Consider the following 14,548-nt stretch of genomic DNA (forward strand, 5'->3'; position numbering starts at 1 on the left):
AGGTATTGGTTCCCTGCGCGTCGACAAGTGGCTCTGGTACGCCAGGGTCACGAAATCCCGGTCCCTGGCACAGAAGCTGGCGACCGGTGGCCATGTCCGGATCAACCGCGACAAAATTTCCTCTGCCAGCAAGACGGTGAAGCCAGGCGATGTCCTGACGATCACGCTTGAGCGTCGCATCCTGATCCTGAAGGTCGTTGCGCTCGGCAGCCGGCGCGGCCCTTTTTCCGAAGCCAGTCTTCTTTATGAGGACATGTCTCCACCGGTGCCAAAAAAGGAAGCGCCTCCGCCCGTTCCGGCACAGCGCGAACCTGGCGCAGGACGCCCGACAAAGCGCGATCGGAGGCGTATGGACGCCTTCACGGACACCGACTGAAAAGAGAATCCGCATAGCTGTCTGTTTGAGGAACGGGTTTGCGCTCCTGCTCGCAAACGGCGTTTCGTTACGCTTGCGCCAGCCTTCCAAAAGAGCTACCCAACGCGATTAGATGAAACTGCTCAGCGCCGTTCTGCCCAAGCAGAGGGACCGGGCAGCGAAACGGCCGTCATTTAGAGGATTGCGATGACCTACGTCGTCACCGACAACTGCATCAAGTGCAAGTACACCGATTGCGTCGAGGTGTGCCCGGTAGACTGCTTCTACGAAGGCGAGAACATGCTCGTGATCAATCCGGACGAGTGCATTGACTGTGGCGTGTGTGAGCCCGAGTGCCCGGCTGAAGCGATTCTGCCGGATACGGAGCCCGGCCTTGAGAAATGGATCGAGCTGAACTCTGAGTATGCGGCCAAGTGGCCGAATATCACCGAGAAGAAGGACGCGCTTCCCGAGGCCGAGGAATTCGATGGCAAGGAGAACAAGCTCGAGCAGTACTTCTCCCCTGAGGGCCCTTCGGACAGCTAATACCGGGCAACTGACATCTTGCAGGCGTGGGAGCGGTCGCGGCCATGACCGCTCATCACCAGACATCCCGATTGGCTATGCAATCGGCGCATTCCTGCTGTGCGCGGGGCATAAATGCTTGCGTGCTTTAATTTTTCAAATTTATGTGTTATATTTGCCAGATAGTCGTTCAACCACAGGCTAATCTCCCCGCTTCGGAGGAAATTTGGCAGGTGCAGTCCCAAGCGGATTGTCAGCAGGACCGCATGCTTTCTATGACTGACCAAATCTTTAGAGTGGAATTTTACGGCTGACCACCCAGACGTGCCGGATATCAACAGACCTTCCAATGGGAAAGGTTATCGGGATCTGCGCGCGTCACGACAAGAACATTGCGCCGCCGGGAGCGGCTCAACTGGGTCCGCTGGACCAGCAACTGCGCAGGAGTAGTAACGAGAATGGCAACTGGTACGAAGAAGGCCGCGCAGCGTCAGGGATTTAAGACCGGCGAATATATCGTCTATCCGGCTCACGGTGTGGGCCAGATCACTGCCATTGAGGAACAGAGCGTCGCGGGCCATAGCCTCGAACTGCTCGTGATCGTGTTCGAGAAGGACAAGATGACCCTTCGCGTTCCGGTCGCAAAGATCGCTTCCGTAGGTATGCGCAAGCTGGGTGATCCGGCAGCTGTCAAGAAGGCCCTGGAGACCGTGCGTGGACGTCCGCGTGTCAAGCGCACCATGTGGAGCCGCCGTGCGCAGGAATATGAGGCAAAGATCAACTCCGGCGATCTGATCGCGATCTCCGAAGTTGTCCGCGATCTCTATCGTTCCGAGAACCAGCCTGAACAGTCCTACTCCGAGCGTCAGCTTTATGAAGCTGCGCTGGATCGTATGGCCCGCGAAATTGCAGCTGTCGACAAGTGCTCCGAAACCGAGGCCGTCAAGCAGATCGAGCAGAACCTCGCCAAGTCTCCGGCTCGGCTCAAGGCAGCCGCCGCGGCAGCTGCCGAAAGCGACGATGAGGACGGTGATCAGGAAGAAGCTGCATAAGCTTCTTGCGACATTTGATCGTCGATCAGGAAAACCCGGCCTCGTGCCGGGTTTTTTGTTCTTGTGAGACCAGTGGTCGTTCACGGATTTGTGCGCGGCGGGTCCATTCTTGGAAGATTGGAAGTGATCTAAACTACACGGGACTACGTAATCCTTCTGACTTACAAACTGGAGCGGCGAACCATGTCCACTTCCCAGGTCGAAAGACGTCAGATGGTCAGGGCGGCGATGAAGGCGCCCTATCTCACTCGTGAGGAAGAGCACGACCTTGCGGTTAAATGGCGGCACCAACGTGACAAACGGGCCCTTGATCGCCTGACATTGGCGCATATGCGTCTCGTGATTGCGGTCGCGTCAAGGTTCCGAAACTTCGGCCTGCCCCTTGGCGATCTGATCCAGGAAGGTCATGTCGGTCTTCTGGAAGCTGCGGCACGATTTGAACCTGAGCGGGAAGTTCGTTTCTCGACTTATGCCACCTGGTGGATCCGGGCGCAGATCCAGGACTATATCCTGCGTAACTGGTCCATCGTTCGCGGCGGCACCTCCTCCAGCCAGAAGTCACTGTTCTTCAACCTGCGCCGCCTGCGTGCGAAATTGTCCGGGAATCAGTCGTCCCTGACGGATTCCGAACTGCACCAGAAGATTGCCGATGCAATCGGAGTGAAGGCGGCGGACGTGGCGTTGATGAACGCACGCCTTAGCGGCCCGGACACGTCGCTGAATGCACCGGTGGCTGAAACCGATGGTTCAGGGGCAGACAGACAGGACTTCCTGGTCTCGGAAGACCCGACCCCTGACGAGGTTGTAACCCAGAGTATCGATGACGAGCGCCGTGCGAAATGGTTGCGATCTGCCCTGAGGGTTCTGTCAGAGCGCGAGCTGCGGATCGTTCGCGAGCGCCGGCTTTCGGACGATGGCGCCACATTGGAGGCGTTGGGTCAGAAACTCGGAATTTCAAAGGAGCGGGTCAGGCAGATCGAAAGCCGGGCCATGGAAAAACTGAAAACCGCCCTGCTGGAAAAGCAACCCGATCGGGCCGCCTATTCGATCTAGGCGTACCCGTAAGCAGCAAGACAAAAACGTTGGCCCCATCCGACACATGGCACCGGGTCCGGTCAGGCTTCAGTCCACCACGAGCTTGACCGGTGTTCCCGGTGCCAATCGTTCGTCAGCCTCAAGACCATTCAAGACAAGGAAGAACTGCAGCCGGCGTGAAGGGTCGACCCCGTTCATTCCGATCGCCAGTTTCTGCGGTGTGTCACCGGCCTGGGTGCGGGTTACCTTGAGCCGCAGAGATCGCAGGCGCGCCCGTTCGGTTGGTGTGAGCTGGCGGAAGCTGTCGATCGTCTGCCGGAATTCCTTGTCAAAATTCGTGTTCGGATTTCGGCTGGCAAAGATGAAGCGATAGCCGGTGCGGCCAATGCTCAGAACCGCGATTCGGAACGACCAGCCCTGTGTGATCGCAGCCGCAACAACGCCGGGCAACCCGTTGATGGTGGTTTCGCGGACGCTCTCCGGAAGCAGGCCGTTGATCCAGCCCGATGTCATGTAGTCGCTCAGCGAGTCATAGACGCTCAGGTCGGCACCATCAAAGCGCATGGCCGTTCCATCGCCATTGCTGGCAAGAACCGCTTCGGGCGAGTTCTCCAGCAAGTAGCCACCGGGAACCTCAAAACCGATGCCGAGGGCCTTGTGCAGGAAGGCGCGCCCGCGCACGAAGCCCTCAAGAGGGTCATCTCCGAACAGCATGCCTTCGATCTGTCCAAGATAGCGGTCCCGGTCGCGCTCTCCGATCCCCGGAGCGCCGATCTGTCGCGCCGACTTGATGGCTAGACTGACCCGCTCTGGGGTTGTGGGGTGCGACGAGAGGAAGTCGGGCGCACTGGCCTTGTCATTCTGCGCTGTCTGATAGGCGGAGAACGCAGACATGGACTGGAGAAAACGCGCGGCCGCATAAGGATCGTAACCAGCCTTGGCGAGGGTCCTGACACCCACCACGTCGGCCTGAAGTTCCTGGACCTGGGAAAACCTGGCGAAGGACAATTGCGACGAGACAATCGCCGCCCGTGCGGTTTCGGTATCCTGCACGACATCCGTCAGGATCCTGTTGGCCAGCTCACGCGCTTCGGCACGCTGCTGGCGCTCGATTGCGTGGTTGGACGTTACATGGGCCATTTCGTGCGCCAGCACCGCCGCCAGTTCGGAGGTGTCGTTGGCCAGTGCGAGCAGACCGCGCGTCACGTAGAGATATCCGCCGGGAAGAGCAAATGCATTGATGGCCGGCGAGTTGAGGATGGTGATCCGATAGCTTTGCGACGGATCTTCCGACGCGGCCACCAGGCGTCCGACAACGCTGGCAACGGCACGCTCCGCACCCGCGTCCTTGTAGACCCCGCCATATGTTGCGACGACGCGCGGATGTTCACGCGCGCCGATGTCCTCGGCAAGGTTGGGCCGCAAGGCCCCCGGCGCGATGAGTCCGACCTCGGTGGAATTGGGGCCAAGCAGCTGGCAACCGGCCAGCAGAAGCAGGGACGCCAGGCCGAGCGCCGCCGTGATGCGCCTGCCGTGTGGCAAAGAGCGGCCTGCGGACGTTCTCTGTCCGCCCGTCAGTCTGTCACCGGTCTTGCTCGCATCTCGCGCAGTCACGTTACTTCCCTCTGCCATCAAGGATTTCCAGCTGACCCGGGTGCGACAGCCGGATCAGGGGGCCATCCCGGACCTCCACATATCCGCGAATGCGCACCGCACGGCCAGCAAGGTCATCCATCGAGACGCCTTTCTTTTCAAGGGCCGGAACAAATGCGGGCTCGTCCCCGATCGAGAGAATCGCCGTAAGGTCGCTTTTCCAGTGATGCCCGAAATTCAGATAACGAGTACGTGCCGTTTTTCCAAGAGAAACAATCCGTCCTTCGATGAGCACATGCGTTCCGGCTTTCTCGATAAGCATCTTCGGCGCCCTCGTCGAATATACCTTCTGGGCTTCCCATTGTCCGAGCCGGCCGTCCCGGGCGGATTGCTCTGCCGCGAGGAGAACCTCCGCACATGGGGCGTTCGCAAGGGTCGGATCAGCAACAGCCATCCCCTTTGCCAGAAGATCGGCCTGAAGCAGGGTCATCGATGTTCCGGTATCGTCTGCGAAAACGATCCAGGCCGGTACCAGGTTCCAACGGTTGGCCGGACCTGCCGGATATGCGCGCAACGACGTTGCCTTGCCATTGAAGCCGGATGCGTATTTGTCAAACCCGGGAACGAGGTCGGTCAGGAACATACGTTGACCGGTAGCATCAATGAAATCGCCTCGGCCTTTTCCTGCGGCGCGGACTTCAATCCCTGCCGCATCGGGCGGAATGCATGGGTGCGCCGCTTGCGAGCTGGCTGTGGCAGGATTAGCGACCGTAAATAGGGTGACAGCAGCAATAAGCGGCGTCCTAAAGCGCAACGCATTGGCCGCGAGCGGCCAGGCACGCTTGTCTTCGTTGACGTGTTCGAACCGCGCGCACGGTTTCAAATCATTGGCTCCTGGCAGTCCCGCGTTCAGCGCCAGCTTATCCCGTTTCCAGTCAGGGATAGAGGCCAAATACGGTCGGCAGAAGGCAAGCGGGCAAGCAATGCGAATTTGGGAAAATCGGCCTGTGACCTGCGCTTGGGCTCGCAAATCCTCAATCTTCATGGTAATTGCAAGTCCATGGTCCCGTAGCTCAGCAGGATAGAGCATCAGATTCCTAATCTGAGGGTCGCGCGTTCGAATCGCGCCGGGATCACCAACTTTTTCAATACCTTATCATTCATTATCGAGTCACGATTTTCGCTCATGTAAGCGCAATGCAAGTGACAGTGAGCTCAATACGGCTACAAGGCACATCGTGTTTTCCGGGACTGGATGATCTTCTCCAACACCGAACGGCCTCATTCAGCCCTTGAGCAAAAATCTCCCAGAGAGGCATATTGGGCTGACAGGAACCTGAAATTGGCGGCATGAAAACCAATCCGGATACACCTTAAATCCGGCGCTGAGCTGTCCGGAAAACCGGGACCACGTCACTGCCCAAAAGCGCCGCGGCCCCGTGGCTCGCCTCCGGCGATTTGGTGGAGCTTGAACCGAGATTAAGACGCCTCTCGGGTCATTGGGCTTCCCGTGGCGCAAGGAGCGCGCCGGTCCAGCTTCGTCGCGAAATTCGCGCTGCATCTACGCAGCCGGAGATAATGCAATTTACTTCCGTGTTCAAAGTCGGCGCGAAGATAGTTTTTGTCTAGGCGCTCTCGCGAACGACCAAATTGCCGACGAACATCTTGTCGAGATCGGAGGTTTCGGAGCTCTCGAGCACGTCGACCAGATAGTTCGCCATGACGGTGAGCGGTTGGCGATAGGTCGTCAGGCGATAGTTCGGGCTTTCTGCCTGCGGCACGTCATCAAACCCCATCACCGCGATATCATCTGGGACGCGCAGGCCAAGACGGTGCCGGATGCTGTCGATGGTGCCCAGCGCCAGGGCGTCGTTCTCACAGACGACAATGTCCGGCATCTGGCTGCCTTCGCGGCCGGATAGCGTGTTGGTCACAACTTCCGCGGCGAGTACCGGATCGTAGGCATCGACGCTGATCGACGCCGGTATTTTTCCGGTATTTTCCTTCCAGAAAGCCTGGAACGTCTCTTTTCTCAGCAAATGCGCCGAAACGGTTCTTGGCCCCGCAAGATAAAGCGGATTTCTGTATCCCCGATCCATTACATATTGCGCGATCTCCCGCGTCGCGGCGACATCATCAACCGCGATGGATATGGTCTGCGGGTTTTGCGAGGTGCGCGCGAAGATGATCAGCTTCTTGAAGCGCCGCGCCTTGTGGGCGGCCTCCAGCACGTCATCGTCAAACTGGATTCCGATCAGGATAGTCGCGTCAACCCGCCGCTGGCTTGCGTTGAGCATGGCCGAGCCCGCGTCGTCCCGATTGAGCGTGTTGACGAGGAGGGTGTCCCAGCCACGGCTGCGCAAGGCCCGGGTCAGTCGCTCCATCATCACCAGCTTGTGGGGATTGGCGAAGTCGTCCACCAGCAGCGCGACCAGGTTGGACCGGTCGGACGCCAACGACGCAGCTCTGAGGTCGGGAACGTAGCCAAGAGACTGCGCGGCGCTCAGGACCTTTTCGCGAGAGGCTTGAGATATCGACGCGTCTTTTTTGAAGGCACGGTTGACCGTCCAACGGGAAACGCCGGCCGCCGCCGCAACGTCGTCGGCAGTTACATTCTCAGGCAACTCGTTTTTTTTCAAAGCGTCCGCCCCCTGGATCCGATCGCCCGTTTTACGTTGAAGTTGATGAGATTCCCAGTTGTTTCCTCTGAATGCGGCCGAGCGTCTCAGGAGAAGGTTGACACAAAATTGCACGCGCGTGCAAATTTTGCTTGCACGCGCGTGCAGACTTGATAACCCTATGGCCAAGACGACGGCCACACGTCGCAGTTTTGGGAGAAATTGATGCTTAGGGTGGGTTTGCTCGGCGCTGGCCGCATCGGACAGGTGCATGCTGTCAATATAACGGGTAATGCCCGTTCGACGTTGGTGGCCGTATCGGACGTGATCGAAGAGGCTGCGGAAAGTCTTGCGGCGGCGTATGGAGCACAAGCCCGCAGTTCCGCATCGATCCTCGGAGACCCGTCGATCGATGCGGTGCTGATCGCCACCTCAACCGATACTCACTCGGACCTGATCGAAGCTGCGGTCATATCCGGAAAGGCAGTGCTGTGTGAGAAGCCGGTCGACCTGTCTCTTGAGCGGGCGAAGGCCTGTCTCGATAAGGTTGCGAACACGGTGACGCCGGTCATGATTGGCTTCAATCGTCGTTTCGACCCCAGCTTCTCCTCGTTGAAGGCGGCCAGCCAGCGCGGCGAGATCGGGAAGTCCGAACTGCTCTCGATTACCTCCTTCGACCCTGCGCCGCCACCGGTGTCCTATGTGAAGGTGTCGGGTGGCCTGTTCCGCGACATGATGATCCACGATTTCGACATGGCGAACTTCCTAATGGGGACCCGCCCGGTAACGGTTCGGGCCGTAGGGACTTCCATTGTCGATCCGGAAATTGGCCAGGCTGGCGATGTGGACACCGCTGTCGTGACCATGACCTATGATGATGGCCGGATCGCGGTGATCAAGAACAGCAGACGGGCCGTCTATGGCTATGATCAGCGTGTTGAATTGCTTGGCTCCGAAGGCCTCCTGCAGGCGCAGAACATGCTGGAGAACACGGTGGTCAAGTCGACGGCCTCCGGCGTCGTTTCGGCCAAGCCGACCTACTTTTTCCTTGAGCGATATATGCCAGCCTATGCGGCGGAGTGGGAGGCATTCGTCGATGCGGCCCTGAGCGGAGCGCCGATGCCCGTGTCGCTCGAGGATGGTGTCGCCGCGCTTGCAATGGCCGAAGCGGCCACGCAATCGGCAAGGACGGGTCAAGCGGTCGAAGTCGCATATCGAATTCAGGAATTCCCGTCCGCCTGAGGAGGATTTGCCGGATAGGGAAGTGTCCCGGGCGGTTTGCGCCGGGAAATGAGGAGGGCAGCGGGTGCTGCCGTGTTCCAAAATCAGGGAGGATATCCATGAAGAAACTACTTGCGAGCATTGCAACGGCGGCAATGATGACAACTGCTGTTCCGGCGTTTGCAGCGGACATCATTGTCGTGGCGCACGGCCAGGCCAACGACCCCTTCTGGTCAGTGGTCAAGAACGGCGTTGAGAAGGCTGCCGAACACACCGGCGCCAACGTTGAGTACCGTTCGCCGGAAACCTTCGACATGGTTGCCATGTCGCAACTTATCGATGCAGCGGTGAACCAGGAGCCGGATGGTCTGGTTGTCTCCATTCCGGACGCCGATGCTCTCGGGCCGTCGATCGAACGCGCCGTCGAAGCCGGAATTCCGGTCATTTCGATCAATTCCGGTTCTGATGTCTCCAAAGGTCTTGGTGCGCTTTTGCATGTCGGTCAGGACGAATACGACGCCGGCAAGGCTGCGGGTGAGAAACTGGCATCCATGGGCGGAAAGAAGGGCATTTGCGTGAACCAGGAAGTCGGCAATGTCGCGCTGGATCTGCGCTGCGAAGGCTTCACCGCCGGTTTCGGTGGTTCCGTGACCGTCTTGCCGACGTCCAACGACCCGGCCGAAGTTGAAGCGAAGGTGCGGGCTGCGCTCGCTTCTGATGAAGACGTCGATACGGTGATGGCGCTCGGAGCGTCCACCGCGGGCGAACCTTCGGTTGCCGCAGTCAAATCAACGGGCCGTGACATCAACGTCGCAACCTTCGATATGTCCGCTGGCTTCCTGCAGTCAATTGTTGACGGCGACGCTGCTTTTGCGATCGACCAGCAGCAGTTCCTTCAAGGGTATCTTTCGGTCAACTTTCTTGCTCTGCATGCCGACTATGGTCTGATGCCCGGCGGGAATGTTCCCTCGGGCCCGAACCTGATCACGGCCGACAAGGCAGCTCAGGTCGTTGATCTGTCCGCCAAGGGTATCCGCTGATTTACTGTCAGCTTTGATGGACATCCAGGGCGGCACGAAAAGCTGCCCTGGGGACTCATGGGAGGAAAAAGTGACCGACACCCCGACCCTCGTCGTCGACGAGAGGCTCAAGTCAGAGCCTTTAGTTGCCCGCCTGATGAAGAGGCCCGAACTGGGTGCAATTGCAGGCGTGATCCTTGTGTTTCTGTTTTTCCTCCTGACGGCTGACGAAGCCATGTTCACCCTTTCCGGTGTCATGAACTTCATGACGCCAGCAGCTCAGCTCGGCATTCTTGCGATCGGCGCCGCCATGCTGATGATCGGGGGCGAATTCGATCTTTCCATCGGTTCGATGGTTGCGTTTGCAGGGCTTTTCTTCGGGGTTTGCACGGTCACCTGGGGATTGCCCCTGCTCATTTCCATCCCGCTGACTTTCGTCTTTGCCGGAATGGTCGGTGCCATCAATGGAACGATCGTCATGCGGTCCGGACTGCCGTCCTTTATCGTGACGCTCGCCTTTCTGTTCATTCTACGGGGCCTTTCGCTTGTAGGGCTCAAGATGGCGACCGGGGGCTCAACCCAACTCAGGGGAGTCCGTGATGCGATCGAGGGCGATTGGCTCGCCCCGTTCTTCTCCGGGGAAGCCTTTGAGGGGCTGTTCGCGACTTTGGCCGAAATGGGCATGATCGACAGTTTCAAGAGCGGTGCGCCGAAAGTGCCGGGTATTCCTGTCGAGATCCTGTGGTTCCTCGCAATCGCGCTGCTGGCGACCTACGTCCTGCTGCGGACGCCTGTCGGTAACTGGATCTTTGCAGCAGGCGGCGATGCGAACGCCGCTTCCAACTCCGGTGTGCCTGTTTCCCGCGTCAAGATTTCGCTGTTCATGGTCACTGCTTGCTGCGCGGCTCTGGTTGCGATCATTACCGTGATGGATGCCGGTTCGACGGATGCGCGTCGCGGCTTCCAAAAGGAATTCGAGGCCATCATTGCCGCTGTGATTGGCGGATGTCTCCTGACTGGCGGCTATGGCTCCGCCATTGGAGCGTTTTTCGGGGCGATCATCTTCGGCATGGTGGTGATTGGCTTGACCTACACCGGCTTCGACCAGGACTGGTTCCAGGTTTTCCTCGGGGGCATGCTTCTTATCGCCGTTCTCTTCAACAACGCCATTCGCAAGCGTGTGACCGGGGAGCGCTGACATGACTGCCGACAGCAAATTCCATCATGGTGATGCCCCCGAGGCGACACCGATTGTCCAGATGCACAATATCGAGAAGCATTTCGGGAACATCATCGCATTGGCAGGCGTTAGTTTTGACGTCCGGCCAGGGGAATGCCACTGCCTCCTGGGTGACAATGGCGCGGGCAAGTCGACTTTCATCAAGACCATGTCGGGCGTGCACAAACCGACGAAGGGAACGATTTCCTTTGAGGGCGCTCCGCTTTCCTTCCAAACGCCGCGCGATGCGATGGAAGCCGGAATTGCGACGGTTTTCCAAGATCTCGCGATGATCCCGCTGATGAGCGTGACCCGGAACTTCTTCATGGGACGAGAGCCGACCAAGGGCCGGGGGCCGCTCAAGCGGTTCGATGCCAAGACAGCAAACGAGGTCACGATGACCGAGATGCGCAAGATGGGCATCAATCTGCGAGGTCCGGATCAGGCGGTCGGCACGTTGTCCGGCGGCGAACGCCAGACGGTTGCAATCGCGCGGGCCGTCTACTTTGGCGCCAAGGTCCTCATTCTTGATGAGCCGACATCTGCGCTTGGCGTGCGGCAGACGTCAAACGTGCTGGCAACCATAGACCGGGTCCGCAAACAGGGCGTCGGGGTCGTTTTCATATCGCACAACGTCCGTCATGCCCTGGCCGTTGGTGACCGCTTCACGGTGCTCAACCGCGGCAAGACACTGGGGACGGCCAGGCGGGGCGAAATCACGCCGAACGAACTCCAGGACCTGATGGCCGGAGGCCAGGAACTGGCCCAACTTGAAGGTTCTCTCGACGGGACGGTTTGATCAAAATCGGAAAGGTGACTGTTTAAGCTGCCTTTCCAGTCCTGCAGTCTTCTTTTCTGGTTCTCAACATGCGGAAGATGCCTGAAAAATCTCTCGGCGTAGCCTTAATCGGCACCGGCTTCATGGGCAGGTGTCATGCGATGGCCTGGAACAATGTGGCGACGGTCTTTGGCGGTGCGAGGCCACGGCTGGAGATCCTCTGCGATGCGGATGAGGAGGGCGCACGTCAGTTCGCTCGGCAATCGGGTTTTGCGAGAGCGACGACGGACTGGCGGACAGCCTTGGGGGATCCGCAGGTTGACATCGTCTCGATCACCACGCCCAACGGCCTGCACCGGGAAATGGCTGAGGCGGCGCTCGAGGCCGGAAAACATGTCTGGCTGGAAAAGCCGATGGCCCTGACGCTTGCGGACGCACGGTCAATGGCGGCTATCGCTGCCGCCCGCCCGGGCCTGCAGACGATGCTTGGGTACAACTATCTTCGAAGCCCCGCGTTTCAGGCGGCCAGAAACCTGGTTGCCGGAGGAAATATCGGGACGCCGCTCGCGTTCCGGGGTGTTTATGACGAAGACTACTCCGCCGATCCTGACCTCCCGTGGAGTTGGCGGATGACTCACGAGGCAGGCGGCCTTGGCGCGCTTGGCGATCTCGGCTGCCACCTCGTGAGCCAGATGCTGGCACTGATGGGGCCGGTCGCCGAAGTCACCGCGATGACCCAGATTGCCGTAACAGAGCGGCCATCCCCGGAGGGCATGAGGCCCGTCGAGAATGAGGACAGCGCTCTGGCCTTGCTTCGGTTTGCCTCTGGGGCGCAAGGGTCGTTCGCAACCTCGCGGGTTGCGCGAGGGCGCAAGTGCCGCCTGCAGTGGGAGGTGCATGGGACCGAGGGGACGATCGTCTTCGATCAGGAAAACATGAACGAGCTTTGGGTTCACAGGAAAGGCGATGCGGGATTCTCACGGCACTTGACCGGGCCTGAACAGCCGGACTTCGCAGCCTTTTGTCCGGCGCCGGGACATAACTTCGGCTTCAACGAACAAAAAGTGGTGGAAGCGAGGGATCTTTTGATGGCGATCGCGGGCGAGCAGAACACCGGTCCCGACTTTGCCCAGGGGTACGAAATCGAGCGCATCATCCATGCAATGGCCGCCTCAAATGGAAAACCAATGAAGATCGAACCGAGAAATGACGAATAAGACACTCGACGTCATCACCATCGGCCGGGCCGGGGTGGACCTCTACGGAACACAGGTCGGCGGCCGTCTGGAGGATATGGGTTCCTTCGACAAGTATATCGGCGGTTCCCCCACGAACATGGCCTGTGGAACGGCGCGGCTGGGTCTGAAATCCGGTCTGATCAGCCGGGTGGGCGACGAGCATATGGGACGCTTCATCGTCGAAGAACTGGAACGCCACGGTGTCAGCACACGTGGGGTGAAAACCGATCCTGAGCGTCTGACCGCGCTTGTGATCCTGGGCATCCGCGACGAGGAGCAGTTCCCGCTGATCTTCTATCGGGAAAATTGCGCGGACATGGCGCTCTGCGAAGACGATATAGATCCGGATTTCGTCCGGTCCTCGCGCTCGGTCGTGGCAACCGGAACGCATCTGAGCCATCCGCAGACTGAAGCAGCTGTTCTGAAAGCGCTGACGATTGCCCGTGAGGCAGGTCTCAAGACAGCACTCGACATCGACTACCGGCCCAATCTCTGGGGCGTCGCCGGTCACAATGAAGGCGAAAGCAGGTTCGTTGCGTCGGAGAAGGTGACGGCCAAGCTGCAGGAAAGCCTTCATCTTTTCGACCTGATCGTCGGGACTGAAGAGGAATTCCACATCGCGGGAGGTACGATCGACACCGTCGAGGCGCTTAGGTCCGTACGCAAGGTGTCGAATGCGACCCTGGTGTGCAAACGCGGGCCCATGGGCGCCGTCGCCTTTGAGACGGAAATTCCGGACGATCTTGATGCAGGCGTCAGTGGACCAGGCTTTCCGATCGAGGTCTTCAACGTGCTTGGCGCCGGCGATGGCTTCATGTCGGGCCTCTTGAAGGGATGGCTGGATGGCGAGAACTGGCCGACGACGTTGAAATATGCAAACGCCTGTGGGGCCTTCGCTGTTTCGCGTCACGGCTGCACGCCTGCCTACCCGAGCTGGAAGGAGCTGCAGTTCTTTTTCAATCGCGGGATCGTCCGGAGAGACTTGCGCAACGACGCCGAACTCGAACAGGTTCACTGGGCGACCAATCGGCATGGGGATTGGTCGACGCTGCGAACCTTCGCCTTTGATCATCGATTGCAGCTCGAGGAGATGGATGGCTACACCCTGGATAAGGGAGCTGCCTTCAAGGAACTCTGTCTCAAGGCTGCACTTAAGGTTCAAGCGGGCCGGCCGGGGTATGGAATTCTCTGTGACAACCGGATCGGGCGGTCCGCCTTGCACAAGGCTTCGGGAACCGGTCTCTGGATCGGTCGGCCGACGGAGCTTCCCGGATCGCGCCCCATCGAGCTCGAGCCGGAAATTGGCCCGGATTGCGGCCAGCTGGGCGAATGGGCGCGGGAAAACGTCGTCAAGTTGCTGGTTTTCTGCCACCCCGACGACGATGCGGAAATGCGCGTTCGGCATGAAGCGTCGGTCAAGCGGCTCTATGCGGCCGCACGGCGCAATCGCCTGGAATTCCTCCTGGAGATCATCCCTTCAAAGGTCGGGGAGGTTGCCGACGAGACAACAGCGGTTCTGATCCGCCAGTTCTATGCGGCCGGGATTTATCCGGATTGGTGGAAACTGGAACCCATGGCAAATGCCAGGGCATGGGAAAATGCCGTGGCAGCCATTGAAGAGAATGATCCAAATACCCGCGGCATCGTCGTCCTCGGACTCGACGCGCCCGAGCAAGAACTGGCCGCTTCGTTCGAGGTTGCGGCCCAGTTTGACCTGGTGAAAGGGTTTGCCGTGGGCCGTACGATTTTCGGGGATGCGGCACGGGCCTGGCTGAAGGGAGACATGGATGACTGCGAAGCAGTTGATCTGATGGCCGCCCGGTTCGCAAAACTGAGTGAGATCTGGGATACGGCCCGGGCCAAGGCGCATTGGCCGGGGAACGAGGGATAAAGGC

At 59.2% G+C, this 14,548-nt stretch carries 13 protein-coding genes and 1 tRNA gene; 11 read left to right on the forward strand and 3 right to left on the reverse strand.

Going from position 1 to position 14,548, the window contains the following annotated elements:
• Positions 1 to 4: 4 nt before the first annotated feature.
• The 4 genes from ACN0SY_RS12155 to ACN0SY_RS12170 all read left to right on the forward strand — a co-directional run bounded on the left by ACN0SY_RS12155 (position 5) and on the right by ACN0SY_RS12170 (position 2,985).
• Positions 5 to 376: an RNA-binding S4 domain-containing protein gene (locus ACN0SY_RS12155; RefSeq protein ID WP_417687922.1), complete on the forward strand. Its 372-nt coding sequence runs from the start codon at positions 5 to 7 to the stop codon at positions 374 to 376.
• A 186-nt stretch (positions 377 to 562) separates the two neighbouring features.
• Complete coding sequence (fdxA, locus tag ACN0SY_RS12160; protein ID WP_417687402.1) at positions 563 to 901, forward strand: ferredoxin FdxA; 339 nt, start codon at positions 563 to 565, stop codon at positions 899 to 901.
• A 437-nt stretch (positions 902 to 1,338) separates the two neighbouring features.
• On the forward strand, positions 1,339 to 1,932 hold the full coding sequence (locus tag ACN0SY_RS12165; RefSeq protein WP_417687403.1) for a CarD family transcriptional regulator: 594 nt from the start codon (positions 1,339 to 1,341) through the stop codon (positions 1,930 to 1,932).
• Between the two features lie 183 nt (positions 1,933 to 2,115).
• Positions 2,116 to 2,985 (forward strand): RNA polymerase factor sigma-32, encoded by an 870-nt coding sequence (locus ACN0SY_RS12170; protein ID WP_417687404.1) that lies wholly within the window; start codon positions 2,116 to 2,118, stop codon positions 2,983 to 2,985.
• Between the two features lie 69 nt (positions 2,986 to 3,054).
• On the opposite strand, the gene ACN0SY_RS12175 is transcribed toward ACN0SY_RS12170, so the two are convergent.
• Positions 3,055 to 4,599 carry a M48 family metalloprotease gene (locus ACN0SY_RS12175; protein ID WP_417687405.1) on the reverse strand — a complete coding sequence of 515 codons (1,545 nt, stop codon included), beginning with the start codon at positions 4,597 to 4,599 and terminating at the stop codon, positions 3,055 to 3,057.
• Entirely contained in the window at positions 4,583 to 5,203 is a 621-nt protein-coding gene (locus tag ACN0SY_RS12180) for a hypothetical protein (protein WP_417687406.1), read from the reverse strand. Before ACN0SY_RS12180 ends, ACN0SY_RS12175 begins: the two co-directional genes overlap by 17 nt.
• Positions 5,204 to 5,622: 419 nt before the next feature.
• On the opposite strand from ACN0SY_RS12180, the gene ACN0SY_RS12185 reads away from it, so the two are divergent.
• Positions 5,623 to 5,699 (forward strand) — tRNA-Arg (locus ACN0SY_RS12185).
• 486 nt (positions 5,700 to 6,185) lie between these two features.
• On the opposite strand, the gene ACN0SY_RS12190 is transcribed toward ACN0SY_RS12185, so the two are convergent.
• Entirely contained in the window at positions 6,186 to 7,451 is a 1,266-nt protein-coding gene (locus ACN0SY_RS12190) for a LacI family DNA-binding transcriptional regulator (protein WP_417687407.1), read from the reverse strand.
• Here ACN0SY_RS12190 and iolG point away from each other — a divergent pair.
• The 6 genes from iolG (at position 7,404) to ACN0SY_RS12220 (ending at position 14,544) form a co-directional block, all read left to right on the forward strand.
• Positions 7,404 to 8,420, forward strand: coding sequence for an inositol 2-dehydrogenase (gene iolG, locus ACN0SY_RS12195; protein WP_417687408.1), 1,017 nt, complete (start codon positions 7,404 to 7,406; stop codon positions 8,418 to 8,420). The genes ACN0SY_RS12190 and iolG overlap by 48 nt on opposite strands.
• A 98-nt stretch (positions 8,421 to 8,518) precedes the next feature.
• Positions 8,519 to 9,439 carry a sugar ABC transporter substrate-binding protein gene (locus ACN0SY_RS12200; RefSeq protein WP_417687409.1) on the forward strand — a complete coding sequence of 307 codons (921 nt, stop codon included), beginning with the start codon at positions 8,519 to 8,521 and terminating at the stop codon, positions 9,437 to 9,439.
• A gap of 70 nt (positions 9,440 to 9,509) precedes the next feature.
• Entirely contained in the window at positions 9,510 to 10,616 is a 1,107-nt protein-coding gene (locus ACN0SY_RS12205; protein ID WP_417687410.1) for an ABC transporter permease, read from the forward strand.
• 61 nt (positions 10,617 to 10,677) lie between these two features.
• A complete protein-coding gene (locus ACN0SY_RS12210; RefSeq protein WP_417687925.1) occupies positions 10,678 to 11,436 on the forward strand; it encodes an ATP-binding cassette domain-containing protein in 759 nt (252 codons plus the stop codon).
• 77 nt (positions 11,437 to 11,513) lie between these two features.
• Positions 11,514 to 12,632, forward strand: a complete 1,119-nt coding sequence (locus ACN0SY_RS12215) for a Gfo/Idh/MocA family protein (RefSeq protein ID WP_417687927.1) — start codon at positions 11,514 to 11,516, stop codon at positions 12,630 to 12,632.
• Positions 12,622 to 14,544 (forward strand): bifunctional 5-dehydro-2-deoxygluconokinase/5-dehydro-2-deoxyphosphogluconate aldolase, encoded by a 1,923-nt coding sequence (locus ACN0SY_RS12220; RefSeq protein WP_417687411.1) that lies wholly within the window; start codon positions 12,622 to 12,624, stop codon positions 14,542 to 14,544. The genes ACN0SY_RS12215 and ACN0SY_RS12220 overlap by 11 nt, the downstream gene beginning before the upstream one ends.
• The last annotated feature ends 4 nt before the right edge of the window (positions 14,545 to 14,548 follow it).

This window comes from Roseibium sp. (assembly GCF_048261595.1).
Taxonomy (GTDB): domain Bacteria; phylum Pseudomonadota; class Alphaproteobacteria; order Rhizobiales; family Stappiaceae; genus Roseibium.